Source organism: Streptomyces sp. JLSY215 (assembly GCF_059682825.1).
The window spans coordinates 4,796,409-4,810,402 of the sequence record NZ_CM185022.1 but is presented as its reverse complement, the minus strand read 5'-3'; the positions used below and the strand labels follow the sequence as shown (position 1 = coordinate 4,810,402).

General features: G+C 71.5%; 9 protein-coding genes. 2 read left to right on the top strand and 7 right to left on the bottom strand.

All coding sequences use genetic code 11. The features are described from left to right. Positions 1-73: 73 nt before the first annotated feature. Positions 74-3,226 (bottom strand): dTMP kinase, encoded by a 3,153-nt coding sequence (gene tmk / locus AC5677_RS21530; protein ID WP_497189554.1) that lies wholly within the window; start codon positions 3,224-3,226, stop codon positions 74-76. Between the two features lie 125 nt (positions 3,227-3,351). Next, positions 3,352-6,204, bottom strand: coding sequence for a type I DNA topoisomerase (gene topA / locus AC5677_RS21525; protein WP_497189553.1), 2,853 nt, complete (start codon positions 6,202-6,204; stop codon positions 3,352-3,354). A 501-nt stretch (positions 6,205-6,705) separates the two neighbouring features. Here topA and AC5677_RS21520 point away from each other — a divergent pair. After that, the gene (locus AC5677_RS21520; RefSeq protein ID WP_497189552.1) at positions 6,706-7,347 is read left to right on the top strand and encodes a hypothetical protein; all 642 of its coding nucleotides are present in this window, start codon (positions 6,706-6,708) and stop codon (positions 7,345-7,347) included. Then, entirely contained in the window at positions 7,344-7,757 is a 414-nt protein-coding gene (locus AC5677_RS21515) for a DUF2752 domain-containing protein (RefSeq protein WP_497189551.1), read from the top strand. Before AC5677_RS21520 ends, AC5677_RS21515 begins: the two co-directional genes overlap by 4 nt. 136 nt (positions 7,758-7,893) lie before the next feature. Here the strand turns inward: AC5677_RS21515 and AC5677_RS21510 are convergent, their stop codons facing one another. The 5 genes from AC5677_RS21510 to AC5677_RS21490 all read right to left on the bottom strand — a co-directional run bounded on the left by AC5677_RS21510 (position 7,894) and on the right by AC5677_RS21490 (position 13,702). Then, a complete protein-coding gene (locus AC5677_RS21510; RefSeq protein WP_497189550.1) occupies positions 7,894-8,298 on the bottom strand; it encodes a hypothetical protein in 405 nt (134 codons plus the stop codon). Between the two features lie 179 nt (positions 8,299-8,477). Further along, positions 8,478-8,675 (bottom strand): hypothetical protein, encoded by a 198-nt coding sequence (locus tag AC5677_RS21505; RefSeq protein ID WP_497189549.1) that lies wholly within the window; start codon positions 8,673-8,675, stop codon positions 8,478-8,480. 173 nt (positions 8,676-8,848) lie between these two features. Then, complete coding sequence (locus tag AC5677_RS21500; RefSeq protein ID WP_497189548.1) at positions 8,849-10,387, bottom strand: DUF7059 domain-containing protein; 1,539 nt, start codon at positions 10,385-10,387, stop codon at positions 8,849-8,851. Positions 10,388-10,497: 110 nt separating this feature from the next. Next, a complete protein-coding gene (locus AC5677_RS21495) occupies positions 10,498-11,079 on the bottom strand; it encodes a small secreted protein (protein ID WP_497189547.1) in 582 nt (193 codons plus the stop codon). A 217-nt stretch (positions 11,080-11,296) separates the two neighbouring features. After that, complete coding sequence (locus AC5677_RS21490) at positions 11,297-13,702, bottom strand: sodium-translocating pyrophosphatase (RefSeq protein WP_497189546.1); 2,406 nt, start codon at positions 13,700-13,702, stop codon at positions 11,297-11,299. Positions 13,703-13,994 lie beyond the last annotated feature (292 nt).

Below are 13,994 nucleotides of genomic sequence, written 5' to 3'. Positions count from 1 at the left end.
CCCCGCACCGGAAAACGGCCGTGGCCGCAGCGTCTGCGCTGCGGCCACGGCCGATGTCGTACGCGATGCGGGCTCAGCCGCGCCGCCCCCGGCGGCCGCCGTCCCCGTCCGTGTCCTCGTCGGGACGCGGGCCCAGGAGCTCGTCGGCCAGCGTCGGCAGATCGTCCAGCGGGGTCTCCTCCGCCCAGTCCGGGCGGGGGCGGGAGCGCTGCGGCTCCACGGGGTGGCCGGTGGCCGGGTCGATCTGCGGGAGCTCGCGGGTGCGCTCGGTGCCCGACTCGGCGGTGCCGGACTGCTGCGCCGCCGCGCCGTTGGCGTCCTCCTTGCGGAACATCCACGGCGGCACCCGGTCGGCGGGGTCACCCCCGTCCCGTACGGGCGGCAGGACGCTGGTCTCCTCGGCGTCCGGCCCGGTGTCGTACCGCGGCAGCACCGCCGTCTCGTCCGCCGCGCTCCGCGGCGCCTCGGGCCGCGGCAGTGCCTCCGTACGCTCGGCATCGGCACCGGAGGCCGGGGCGGAGCCCGTACCGCCGTCCTCCACGTACCGCTTCCGCAGATCCGCGACCGGCGTCTCCCGGGTCGGCGCATCGGCCGCCGCGGCCGCCTCCGCCGCCGCCCTGGCCTCCGCCGCCGCGGCCGCCTCGGCCGCCGCCACCCGGGCCTCCTCGGCGCGGAGCAGGGCCTCCTCGGCCTTGCGCTGCTTCTCCAGGCGGCGCTCCTCGGCCTCCCGGCGCAGCTTCGCCTCCTCCTCGGCGCGCTGCCGCAGCCGCTCCTGCTCGGCCGCGCGGGCGCGTTCCTCGGCCTCGCGGCGCTGCCGCTCCGCCTCCGCCGCCTGCCGGGCCTCCTCGGCGCGCTGCCGCGCCTCCTCCGCCTGGCGGGCGGCCTCGCGGGCCCTGGCGGCCTCTTCTTCCTGGCGCTTGCGCTCCTCTTCCTCGGCGCGCAGCTTGGCGAGCTGCTCCTGGCGCTCGCGCTCCAGCCGCGCCTCCTCCGCCTTGCGCGCGGCCTCCTCCTCGGCCTTGCGGCGGGCTTCCTCCTCGGCCGCCCTGCGGGCCTCCGCCTGGGCCTTGACCTCGGATTCGGACAGCGGCAGGACCTGGTCGAGGCGGTGCCGTACGACCGTGGTGACGGCCTCCGGCTCCTGTCCGGCGTCGACGACGAGATAGCGCGCCGGGTCGGCGGCGGCCAGGGTCAGGAATCCGGCCCGTACCCGCTCGTGGAATTCGGCGGGCTCGGACTCCATCCGGTCGGGCGCCTCGGTGAAGCGCTCGCGGGCGGTCTCCGGGGAGACGTCCAGGAGGACCGTGAGGTGCGGGACCAGGCCGGTCGTCGCCCAGCGGTTGATCCGGGCGATCTCGGTGGGGGCGAGGTTGCGGCCGGCGCCCTGGTAGGCGACGGAGGAGTCGATGTAGCGGTCGGTGATGACGATGGCGCCGCGCTCCAGGGCGGGCCGGATCACGCTGTCGACGTGCTCGGCGCGGTCGGCGGCGAACATCAGCGCCTCGGCCCGGTCCGAGAGCCCGGACGTGGACACGTCCAGGATGATCGAGCGCAGCCGCTTGCCGATGGCGGTGGCGCCCGGCTCGCGGGTCACCACGACCTCGTGGCCCTTGGCGCGGATCCATTCGGCCAGCGCCTCGACCTGGGTGGACTTCCCGGCGCCGTCGCCGCCCTCCAGGGCGATGAAGAAGCCGGTGGCGGCGGGCGTCTGGTCCGGGTCGCCGCCGCGCAGCGCCTCGCGCAGATCGCGCCGCAGCGGTACGCCGTGCCGGTCGTCGACCTTGCCCAGCACCAAGGCGGCGACGGGCAGCAGCAGCGCGCCGGCCAGCATCAGGGTGAAGGCGGCGCCGCCGTGCGCGAAGGCGAAGGTGCCGTTGTCGAAGCGGTGCGGCCCGATGACGGCGGCCAGCAGCGGGGCGGCGATGGCGGCCAGCGCGACCGCGAGGCGGACGACGGCGTGCAGATGCTCGGTCGTCCGTGCCGTACGGAACTCCTCGACCTCCTGCTCCAGCAGCACATGGCCGGTGTTGGCCGCGATGCCCGCGGCGACGCCGGCGAGCAGCCCCAGCAGCAGCACCGTCGTGGTGTCCGGGACCAGGCCCATGGCCAGCAGCGCCAGCCCGGTGGCGGCCACCGCCAGGGCGAGCAGCCGACGCCGCGAGAGCGCGGGCAGCACCTTGTGGGCGCCGCGGATCCCGGCGGCCGTACCGCCGGTCAGCACGAGCACCAGGAGCCCGAAGGTGGCCGGCCCGGCGCTCAGGTCGAAGGCGTGCAGCACGGCCAGCGAGACGGCCGCGGCGATCGCGGCGGAGACGGCGGCGCAGGCGAGCACCAGCAGCGGGATCGCGCCGGTGCGGCCCTTGTCGGCGCCCGACCCGGCGTTCTTGGGACGGCGCAGCCCCTCCAGAGGGGACCGCGGCCGCGGCGTCTGCGCGTCGGGGAGCTCGATGAAGTAGAGGATCGAGACGGAGGCGGCGAACAGTCCAGCCGCCAGATAAGAGCCCAGGGCCGCCTGGTGGAGGTGGAACCAGTCGATGCCGGTGCCCAGCAGCTTGCTGATGAGGGTGACGACCACCAGGGCGGCGGCCGCGATCGGCAGCGCGATGAAGCCGGTGCGCAGCGAGAGGCGGCGCAGCGCGTCCATGTTGTCGGGCAGCGGCCTGACGGCGGCGCCCTCCGAGGGAGGCGCGGGCAGCAGGGCGGGCGCCGCGCTCTCCCGCGCGACGGTCCAGAAACGCTCGGCGACGCCGCTGACGAAGATCGTGACCAGCAGCCAGGCCAGCGCGTCGGTGGGCGTCCAGTCGATCCACAGGGGCGCGATGACCAGCAGCGCCAGCCGCAGGCCGTCCGCGCCGATCATCGTCCAGCGCCGGTCCAGCGGCCCCGAGGGCGAGGTCAGCGCCGACAGCGGGCCGAGCAGAACGGCCCCGAAGAGCAAGGTGGCCAGCATCCGGGCCCCGAAGGCCGCGGTGACCGCGAGGGCGGCGCCGCGATAGCCGCCGCCGAAGACGGGCTCGCCGCCCATCGGTACGAACAGTGCCGCCTGGAGGGCGAGAAGTACCAGGACAAGCATGGACAGGGCATCGCCGATACCCCCGACAAACTGGGCGCTCCACAGTCGCTTCAGCGGAGGGAAGCGCAGCAGGGCCCGTACGGCGCGCTCGCGGGAATCCGCGGCGAGGGCGTCTGAAGTGGGGGGCACGACCGTTGGCTGCTCGGCACGCGTCATCCTGCCAGCCTATCGGGACCGTACGCACTACCGGACGCCTGCCCGAACAAACAGGCGGGCTCGACGGACCGGAGTCCGTCTTGCCCGCCCTTGTCCTGCGCGTCGGCCCGCTTGCCGCCCGGCGGTCAGTCCTCGGCCGGGACCGCCGCCGTCTTCTTCGCCGCCGCGGTGGTCTTCTTCGCGGTGGTCTTCTTGGCGGTCGTCTTCTTGGCCGTGGTGGTCTTCTTCGCCGCGGTCTTCTTGGCGGCCGTCTTCTTCGCGGTCGTCTTCTTCGCCGCGGCCTTCTTCGCCGGTGCCTTCTTGGCGGTCTTCTTCGCCGGCCCCTTGGCGCGCTTCTCCGCCAGCAGCTCGTAGCCGCGCTCGGGCGTGATGGTCTCGACGTCGTCGTCCCGCCGCAGCGTCGCATTGGTCTCGCCGTCGGTGACATACGCACCGAACCGGCCGTCCTTGACGACCACCGGCTTGCCGCTGACCGGGTCCGTGCCCAGCTCCTTCAGCGGCGGCTTGGCGGCTGCCCGCCCGCGCTGCTTGGGCTGCGCATAGATCGCCAGCGCCTCGTCGAGCGTGATGCTGAAGAGCTGGTCCTCGGTCTCCAGGGAGCGCGAGTCCGTGCCCTTCTTCAGGTACGGGCCGTAGCGGCCGTTCTGCGCGGTGATCTCCACGCCCTCGGCATCCTTGCCGACGACCCGCGGCAGCGACATCAGCTTGAGCGCTTCCTCGAGGGTGACGGTGTCCAGGGACATCGACTTGAAGAGCGAGGCCGTGCGCGGCTTGACGGCGTTCTTGCCGGTCTTCGGGGTGCCCTCGGGCAGGATCTCGGTGACGTACGGGCCGTAGCGGCCGTCCTTGGCGACGATCTGGTGGCCGGACTCCGGGTCCATGCCCAGCTCGAAGTCGCCGCTCGGCTTGGCGAGCAGCTCCTCCGCGTACGTGACGGACAGCTCGTCGGGCGCGAGGTCGGCGGGGACATCGGCGCGCTGGTGGCCCTCTTCGCCCTTCTCCCCGCGCTCGACGTAGGGGCCGTAGCGGCCGACCCGCAGCTTGATGTCGTCGCTGACCGGGAAGGAGGAGATCTCCCGGGCGTCGATCGCGCCCAGGTCCTCGACCAGCTCCTTCAGCCCGCCGAGGTGGTCGCCGTCGCCGTTCCCGGCGTCCGCCGCGCCGCCCTCGCCATGGCCCTCGCCGAAGTAGAAGCGCCGCAGCCACGGCACGGACTGCGCCTCGCCGCGGGCGATGCGGTCGAGGTCGTCCTCCATCTTGGCAGTGAAGCTGTAGTCGACCAGCCGGCCGAAGTGCTTCTCCAGGAGGTTGACGACGGCGAAGGACAGGAACGACGGGACCAGCGCCGTCCCCTTCTTGAAGACATAGCCGCGGTCGAGGATCGTGCCGATGATCGACGCATACGTCGACGGGCGGCCGATCTCGCGCTCTTCCAGCTCCTTGACCAGCGTGGCCTCGGTGTAGCGGGCGGGCGGCTTGGTGGCGTGCCCGTCGGCGGTGATCTCCCGCGCGGCCAGCGCGTCGCCCTCGGCGACCTGCGGCAGCCGGCGCTCGCGGTCGTCCAGCTCGGCGTTCGGGTCGTCGGCGCCCTCGACATAGGCCTTGAGGAAGCCGTGGAAGGTGATGGTCTTGCCGGACGCGCTGAACTCGGCGTCCCGCCCGTCGGCGGCCCGGCCGCCGATCTTGACGGTGACGGAGTTGCCCGTCGCGTCCTTCATCTGGGAGGCCACCGTCCGCTTCCAGATCAGCTCGTACAGCTTGAACTGGTCGCCGGTCAGACCGGTCTCGGCCGGGGTGCGGAAGCGGTCGCCGGAGGGGCGGATCGCCTCGTGCGCCTCCTGGGCGTTCTTGACCTTGCCGGCGTACGTGCGCGGCTTGTCCGGCAGGTAGTCGGCGCCGTACAGCTGCGTCACCTGCCGCCGGGCCGCGGCGACCGCGGTGTCCGAGAGCGTGGTGGAGTCCGTACGCATATAGGTGATGTAGCCGTTCTCGTACAGCTTCTGCGCCACCTGCATGGTCGCCTTGGCGCCGAAGCCGAGCTTGCGGCTGGCCTCCTGCTGCAGGGTGGTCGTACGGAAGGGCGCGTACGGGGAGCGGCGGTAGGGCTTGGACTCGACCGAACGGACCGCGAAGTCGGTGCTCTCCAGGGCGGCGGCGAGCGCGCGGGCGTTCGCCTCGTCCAGATGGAGTACGTCGTTGTTCTTGAGCTGACCGTTGGGGCCGAAGTCGCGGCCCTGGGCGATACGGCGGCCGTCGACGGCGTTCAGGCGCGCGACCAGGGTGGACGGATCGCTCGCGTCACCCGCCCGGCCGGTGGCGAACGTGCCGGTCAGGTCCCAGTACTCGGCGGAGCGGAAGGCGATGCGCTCGCGCTCCCGCTCGACGACGAGGCGGGTCGCCACCGACTGGACACGGCCGGCCGACAGCCGGGGCATGACCTTCTTCCACAGGACCGGCGAGACCTCGTAGCCGTAGAGGCGGTCGAGGATGCGGCGGGTCTCCTGGGCGTCGACCAGCTTCTGGTTCAGATCGCGCGGATTGGCGACGGCCTCGCGGATCGCGTCCTTGGTGATCTCGTGGAAGACCATCCGGTGGACCGGAACCTTGGGCTTGAGGATCTCCTGGAGGTGCCAGGCGATGGCCTCGCCCTCGCGGTCCTCATCGGTGGCGAGGAAGAGTTCGTCGGATTCGGCCAGCAGCTCCTTGAGCTTCTTGACCTGGTCCTTCTTATCGCTGTTGACCACGTAGATCGGCTGGAAGTCGGCGTCGACGTTCACCCCGAGGCGGGCCCACGGCTCGCCCTTGTACTTCGCGGGGACCTCCGCCGCGCCGTTGGGAAGGTCGCGGATGTGCCCGACGCTGGCCTCGACCACGTAGCCACGGCCGAGGTAGCCCTTGATCGTCTTCGCCTTGGCAGGCGACTCGACGATGACAAGTCGGCGGGTGCCGCCCTCTTCGGTCTCGCTGGTCGCGGACAACTTCGCTCTTCTCTCCGGTCGACGCTGGAAAAGCTCCCCCGGCAGGACGCTGGGGGCCACTGCGGTGACGCTTGACGCTGCGGAGTGTGACGGTACCTCCCGCCCCCGTGTCAAACGGAAAAACCCCACAACGCCACTCGAACGGTAACCCGACTACATGTCTTCGTGCCGCCCCGGACCGCGCACGGCGCTTCCCACGGGGCTTCGACGATCTTCGCCACCCGGGCGGCACCCGTTCGCGCCCTCCGTCCGTACCCTGCCCCGAACCCGCTCCCGGCGCCATAGCGGCGCCGCCGGTGATCTCACACAGTGACGATCCCCACGGCGGCGGCGACGGGGATCGGTGCTGATCATGGGGCCGTCGAGGGTCACAAGGCTGCTGCGGAAGCCGCCGCCGTCTTGATACGCCCTGTCGGGCGGCTGGCAGGATGGACGCGGCACGGCCCACTGCTGGGCCCGGCAACTGCCGCCATCACACAGACTCGGGGGGTCAGAACACCCATGGCGAACCAGTACCCCGGACCGCCGCCGGAAGAGCCCGGCCACAATCCGTACGCCAAACCGGCCGCCGACAATCCTTACGCGGCGCCGCAGGACGGCGGCCCCGCCGCCCCCGGATACGGCTACCCGCAGGACGGCGCCCCGGGGGCACCCGGCTACGGATATCCGCAGGCCGCGCCGGTGCCGCCGGGATACGGCTACCCCAACCAGGCCCCGCCCGCCGCCGCGCCGGGCTTCGCGCCGGGCGCGCCGCCGCAGCCGGCGCCCGCCGCCGTCCCGGGGCAGGCCATGCAGCCCGCCGGCACGGTGCTGTCGCTCGGCGACATAGCCGTGACCGGTGACACGATCATGACGCCGGCCGGTCCCATGCCGCTCAAGGGCGCGGTGTGGACGGCGACCGACATGTCGCGGACGGAGGAGAAGATCCAGACGGCCGGCATCGTGCTCGCCATCGTCTTCTTCTTTTTCTGTCTGCTCGGCCTGCTCTTCCTGCTGATGAAGGAGCGCACCACGACCGGGTTCGTGCAGGTCACGGTCAACAGCGGCGGCCGGCACCACGCCACGATGATCCCGGTGCAGTCGCCCGAGCAGGTCATGTTCGTGATCAACCAGGTCAACTACGCCAGGTCGCTGAGCGTGTGAGTTCCCTGCCGGTCTCCGCCACCGCGATCCGCAGGCGCACCCTGCGCATCGCGGCCCTCGGGCTCGGCGTCGGTGCGCCGGCCGCCGTCTATCTCTGGCACACCAATCCGCACCAGCCCGGACAGATCCTGCTGCCCTGCCCGCTCAAGCTGACGACCGGGCTGCTGTGCCCGCTGTGCGGCGGGACGCGGATGGCGTACGACCTGATGCACGGCGATGTCCTGGCGGCCTTCCACGACAACATGGTGGCGCTCACGCTGGGTGTACCGGCCGCCGTCTGGATCCTCGCGAGCTGGCTGAATGCGGGACTGCGCGGGCGCTACTTCCGGCCACGGCTCTCCGCCCGCGGCAATGCCGTGGCGCTGGGCATCGCCGCGGTGTGGATGATCGCCCGCAATCTCGTCGGCTGAGGCGACGCCCGTCCCGGCCGATGCCCGTCCCGGCCCATGCCCGTCCCGGGCCGGCGCCTGTCGCGGATGCCCCGTCCCGGATGACCCGGACCGGACGCCGGACGGGGCGCCGGCCCGGGTCGGCTTCGTCCGCCGCTCAGCGAACGGTGACGCTGACCACGGGCGATATCGCGCTGCCCGCGGCGATGCGCAGCTGGTTGAGGCCCTTGATGCCGAGCTTGACCCGCACCGAGTACGTGCCCGTGGTGTTGATCGGCGCCTGGGCGGGCAGCGAGACCCACTTGGCGCCCTGCTTCTGCTGGACGGTGACCTTCTTGCCGGCCGCGATGCCCTTCGCCGTGCCGGAGATCCGGAACTCCTGCCAGGCGTTGACCGTGGTCACGCTCGCCTTGGCGGTCAGCTGCGCCGTGGTCGGGGCGGTGGCCACGACGGGCTTCGGCGCATGCAGCTGGGCGGGCTCGGCGAACGCGGCGGCCGATCCCCCGGCGAGCAGGGCGACGGCGACCACACCGACGGCGACGTAGCGAAGTGAACGGTTCATGGGGGTTCCTCACTGACAAGCCGATTCGTGACTTTCATCAAGGAACACGAGCAGCAGGATGCGGAGGTTCCCCGGTCCGCCGCGTGTCGGCCACGCGGAACACAACTGGCCGGAAGCGAACGCCCTCGGCCCGGCGGCCAGTTGACGGCTCGTAGGGAAGCACCCTCCGGCCGTACCGGCTACAGCGACGCCAGCATCCAGCCGCCCACGCCCAGAAACACCACCGCGAACAGCAGCGCCGTCACGGCCCCCGCCACCCGGCCGACGCCCTCGGCGACCGGCGCCCCGGTCCGTACGCATACGCCCGTCCACAGCAGCAGTCCGGCGCCGAACAGCGCGAACGCCGCCCCCGCGAACGCCTCGGGTGCACTCTCCATGGGCGCAGCGTGGCACCCGCGGGCGGCGCCCGGGAGAACGCCGGATGAACGGCCTCCGCTTGCCGCGCGGAATGCGCCCGTACGGGTGCCCGCGCGGGGATACCGCACGGGCATCCGGCACCCCGCACGGGCATCCGGCGCCCCGTACGGGAAGTCGCCCCCGGCCCGCCGCCTCAGCCCTCCGACGCCACCGGCTCCAGGAACCCCTGCTCGATCAGCATCCGGATCGACTCCGGCGTACGGTCCCGCAGCATCACCGGATCCTCGCCGACGAGCTGGGCGATGGCATCCAGGATCCGCCCGGCCGGCAGCGAGCCGTCACACACCCCGGCGAAGCCCGCGCCGACCGTGTCCACCTTCGTGGCCCGCCGCATCCCGCGGTGCTGACGCAGCACCACATGCTCCGGGTCCTCCGCGCCGGGCAGCCCGACCTGCTCCTGAACCACCTCGTCGGCGAGCCGGAAATGGCCGGACAGCAGCGCCGCGTCGTCGGTGGCCCGCAGATAGTCCTGGCGCGCGAAGTGTCCTACGACCGACTCCCCCAGCGGCTGCTCCACCGGATGCGGCCACTCCTCGACCGTGACGGCCGGGCTGCCGGAGCCGGATTTGCGCAGCGTGATCCAGCCGAAGCCGACGGCCTTGGTCCCGCGCGCCTCGAATTCGTCGAGCCAGGCGTCGTACCGCGCGGCATACGCCTCGTCACCGGCGCGGTGGTCGCCCGCATCGCGCAGCCACAGCTCGGCGTACTGCGTGATGTCCTGCACCTCCCGCTGAACGATCCAGGCGTCGCAGCCGCGCGGCACCCAGGAGCGCACCCGCTCGTGCCATTCCTCGCCCGCGACATGCTGCCAATTGGCCAGCAGCTGGCAGTACCCGCCGTCGTTGAGATGCGCCGCGGACTGCTGGACCAGCGTCCGGCACAGGTCGTCGCCGCCCATCCCGCCGTCCCGGTAGGTCAGGCGCGCGCCGGGCGAGATCACGAACGGCGGGTTGGACACGATCAGGTCGTACCTCTCCTCGCCGACCGGCTCGAAGAGCGAGCCCTCCCTCAGGTCCGCGGGGCGCGCCCCGGAGAGCGCCAGGGTCAGCGCGGCGATCCGCAGCGCCCGCGGATTGAGGTCGGTGGCCGTGACGCGGGTGGCGTGCTGGGCGGCATGCAGCGCCTGGATGCCGGAGCCCGTACCGAGGTCGAGGGCCTTGGCGACGGGCGTACGCGCCGTGATCCCGGCGAGGGTCGTGGACGCGCCGCCCACGCCGAGCACCAGCTGCGCGCGGTCCTCGGCGCGGGCGCCCCCGATGCCGCCCGCGCCGCCGACCGCACAGCCCAGGTCGGAGACGATCCACCAGTCCTGCCCCTCGGGACCGCCGTACGGCCGTACGTCCACGGTGGCGCGCACCTCGTCGCCGTCCCGCTCCAGCCAGCCGTCGGCGAGGCAGTCGGCGACCGGGAGCGCGGCCCCTGCCCGCCGCTCCGCCACCGGCTGCTGGAGCAGGAACAGCCGCACCAGGGTCTCCAGCGGGCCGTCGCCGCGCGTCGCCCGCAGCGCGGGGACGGTCTCGCTGCGCGCCAGCGCGGCATAGGCCGGCGCGCCGAGCAGGTCCAGCAGGCCGTCGGCGGTGAAGGCGGCGGCCAGCAGCGCCTGGCGCAGCCGCTCGGTGCGGGCGGCGCTCTCGGGGTCCTGGACATCTGCGGTGGGGAGGTGCGTACTCACGCTCCTATTGTCAGGCCAACCACTGACAATCGGCGACGGCCCGGTGCCGCGCCCCTCTCGGGCGCGTCGCCGGGCCGTCACCCACCTGCGAACGCCGGCGGCGGTGACGCCTATGACTTGGACGGCTTGGCCGGCGGAGCGCCGGACGCGCTCTGGCTCTGGCAGCCCTTCTGATTGGCCATCGCCTTGCCGACGTCGCCGGACTCCAGCTTCTTGAAGGCCTGCTCGCTCTGGGTGTTGAGCTTCTTGATGCCGTCGGAGAGCTTGCTCAGGCCGTCCGCGAACTTCGCCTTGTCCTGGGTGCTCAGCGCGTCGATCTGCTTCTTGAGGCTCTCATAGCCCTTCGAGAGCGAATTGAGCTCGTTCACCGCGTTCTTCTGGGCGTCCTGGCCGCCCTCTCCGGGCGGGGCGCCCGCCTTGTCCAGCGAGGTGGCCAACGAGGCGTAGGCCTGGGAGATCTTCTGGAAGGCCGCCGAGTCCGTCTGCTGGATCTTCTTGGAGTCGGTGCTGCCGCCTTCGGTCGCCTGCATGGCGGCGTTCGCGTCCTGGATCGCCTTGAAGTGGGCCTGCGCGGGGTCGCAGAACTTCTTCGCCCAGCTGTCGAGTTCCTTGCTGCTGTCGTCGCTGCAGCCGGTCAGCGCGAGCAGGAGTGCCGCACCGCCGGACAGTGCAGCCACAAGCTTCTTGTTCACCGGATTGGTCCCTTCCATGGCTCTCGGCCCCGGAACATACACGTCCAAACGGCCTGGTCCATGGGTCGGGCATCCCGCCCGGCCCTCATTGCAGCCATTTGCACCAAGGAGCGCAGGGCCGGCCGAGCGCAACAACGGCGGGTGGCCGGCGCCCGCAAAATGCGCCGTCCACCCGCCCGTTGAGCCGCTTCCGGGCCCTTCCCTGAGCCCTCGTCAGTCAGGAGACAGGGGCCGCTTCTGTCGACTTGGCGACTTTTTCCGGGTTTCCGGAGTTGGATTCGTCACCCACGGCGATTCCGCGCCGCTTCGAGACGTACACCGCACCGACGATGACGACGAGCGCCAGCACCGCGACCACGATCCGCACGCCGACGTTCTTGTCCTCGCCGTACGAGAACTTCACCACCGCCGGGGCGATCAGCAGCGCCACCAGGTTCATGACCTTCAGCAGCGGGTTGATCGCCGGGCCCGCGGTGTCCTTGAACGGGTCGCCGACGGTGTCACCGATGACGGTTGCGGCATGCGCCTCGCTGCCCTTGCCGCCGTGATGACCGTCCTCCACCAGCTTCTTCGCGTTGTCCCAGGCACCACCCGAGTTGGCGAGGAAGACCGCCATCAGCGTGCCGGTACCGATCGCACCGGCCAGGAAGGAGCCGAGCGCACCGACGCCGAGCGAGAAGCCGACCGCGATCGGGGTGAGCACCGCCAGCAGCCCCGGGGTCGCCAGCTCACGCAGCGCGTCCTTGGTGCAGATGTCGACGACCCGCCCGTACTCCGGCGTCTCGGTGTAGTCCATGATCCCGGGGTGCTCGCGGAACTGCCGGCGCACCTCGAAGACCACCGCGCCCGCCGACCGCGACACGGCGTTGATCGCCAGCCCCGAGAACAGGAACACGACCGAGGCGCCGAGCACCAGCCCCACCAGGTTGTTGGGCTGCGAGATGTCCAGGCTCAGCCCCATTCCGGTCGCGGCATTGCCGATCTCGCGTACGGCGGTTCCGATGGCGTCCCGGTACGAGCCGAACAGTGCGGCCGCCGCCAGCACCGCCGTCGCGATGGCGATGCCCTTGGTGATGGCCTTGGTGGTGTTGCCGACGGCGTCCAGGTCGGTCAGGACCTGCGCGCCGTCCCCGGTGACGTCGCCGGACATCTCGGCGATGCCCTGCGCGTTGTCGGAGACCGGGCCGAAGGTGTCCATCGCCACGATCACGCCGACGGTGGTCAGCAGGCCGGTACCGGCCAGGGCCACCGCGAACAGCGCCAGCATGATGGACGCGCCGCCCAGCAGGAACGCCCCGTAGACGGCCAGACCGATCAGTACCGCCGAGTACACCGCCGATTCCAGGCCGACGGAGATACCCGCGAGGACGACGGTGGCCGGGCCGGTCAGCGAGGTCTTCCCGATGTCCCGCACGGGGCGCCGGCTGGTCTCGGTGAAGTAGCCGGTCAGCTGCTGGATCAGCGCGGCGAGCACGATGCCGATGGCGACCGCCACCAGGGCCAGCATCCGCGGGTCGCCGGCGTGGCCGAGGATGTCCTCGTCGGCGACGCCCTTGAGGTCCTTGTAGCTGGACGGCAGGTAGGTGAAGACCGCGGCGGCCACCAGGACCAGCGAGATGCCCGCGGAGATGAAGAAGCCGCGGTTGATGGCCGTCATACCGCTGCGGTCGCTGCGGCGGGGCGCCACGACGAAGATGCCGATCATCGCGGTGAGCACGCCGATGGCCGGGACCAGCAGCGGGAAGGCGAGCCCGGCGTTGCCGAAGGCCGCCATGCCCAGGATGAGCGCGGCGACCAGGGTGACGGCGTACGACTCGAAGAGGTCGGCCGCCATGCCGGCGCAGTCGCCGACGTTGTCGCCCACGTTGTCCGCGATGGTCGCAGCGTTGCGCGGGTCGTCCTCCGGGATGCCCTGTTCGACCTTGCCGACGAGGTCGGCGCCGACATCCGCGGCCTTGGTGAAGATGCCGCCGCCGACCCTCATGAACATCGCGATCAGCGCGGCACCGAGGCCGAAGCCCTCCAGCACCTTGGGCGCGTCGACCGCGTACACGAGCACCACGCAGGAGGCGCCGAGCAGGCCGAGCCCGACGGTGAACATACCGACGACGCCACCCGTGCGAAAAGCGATCTTCATAGCTTTGTGCGCGACCGCCGTAAGATCTTTTTCTTTGGTATCGCCTTCGGCCGGTGTGGCTTCCCGGGCGGCGGCGGCCACTCGCACATTGCTGCGCACCGCGAGCCACATGCCGATATAGCCGGTGGCCGCGGAGAATCCGGCACCGATCAAGAAGAAGGCGCTGCGTCCCGCGCGCTGCGTCCAATTTTCCGCGGGCAGCAGCATGAGCAGGAAGAACACCACCACGGCGAATACGCCGAGGGTCCGCAACTGCCGTGCCAGGTAGGCGTTTGCGCCTTCCTGCACGGCCGCCGCGATCTTCTTCATACTGTCGGTTCCCTCGCCGGCCGCGAGCACTTGGCGGACCAGCACCGCCGCGACGGCCAGCGCGGCCAGCGCGACGACGGCGATCGCCAGCACGATGCCGCGATTGCCTGACGTCAGCGTCGGTCCGGCCAGAAATGAGGGGGTGTCCAGCAACTGAGGGGTGTAAGGCCCCGCCATTCGTCCTCCTTGACGTTTGGCACATGGGCGCGCGGAAGCACGCTCAGGCGTCCTGAGCAAGATGTGGACGGATTGTAGGGAGCCGCACCTGATCAAAACAGTGCGCCTCAAAGGGAATTCGCCGGTAGCCGCGATGATCAAAAGGATGTCGGCCACAGAATTCGCCCGGACGAAGGAAAGTGGCGAATTCGCTGACCGGTGACCGATGATCTCCCTGTCGTACTGATCGCCGCTGTTCAAAGACGTTATGCGGGCGCGAGGGCCGGATGTGACCGGCGTGACGACAGAGATA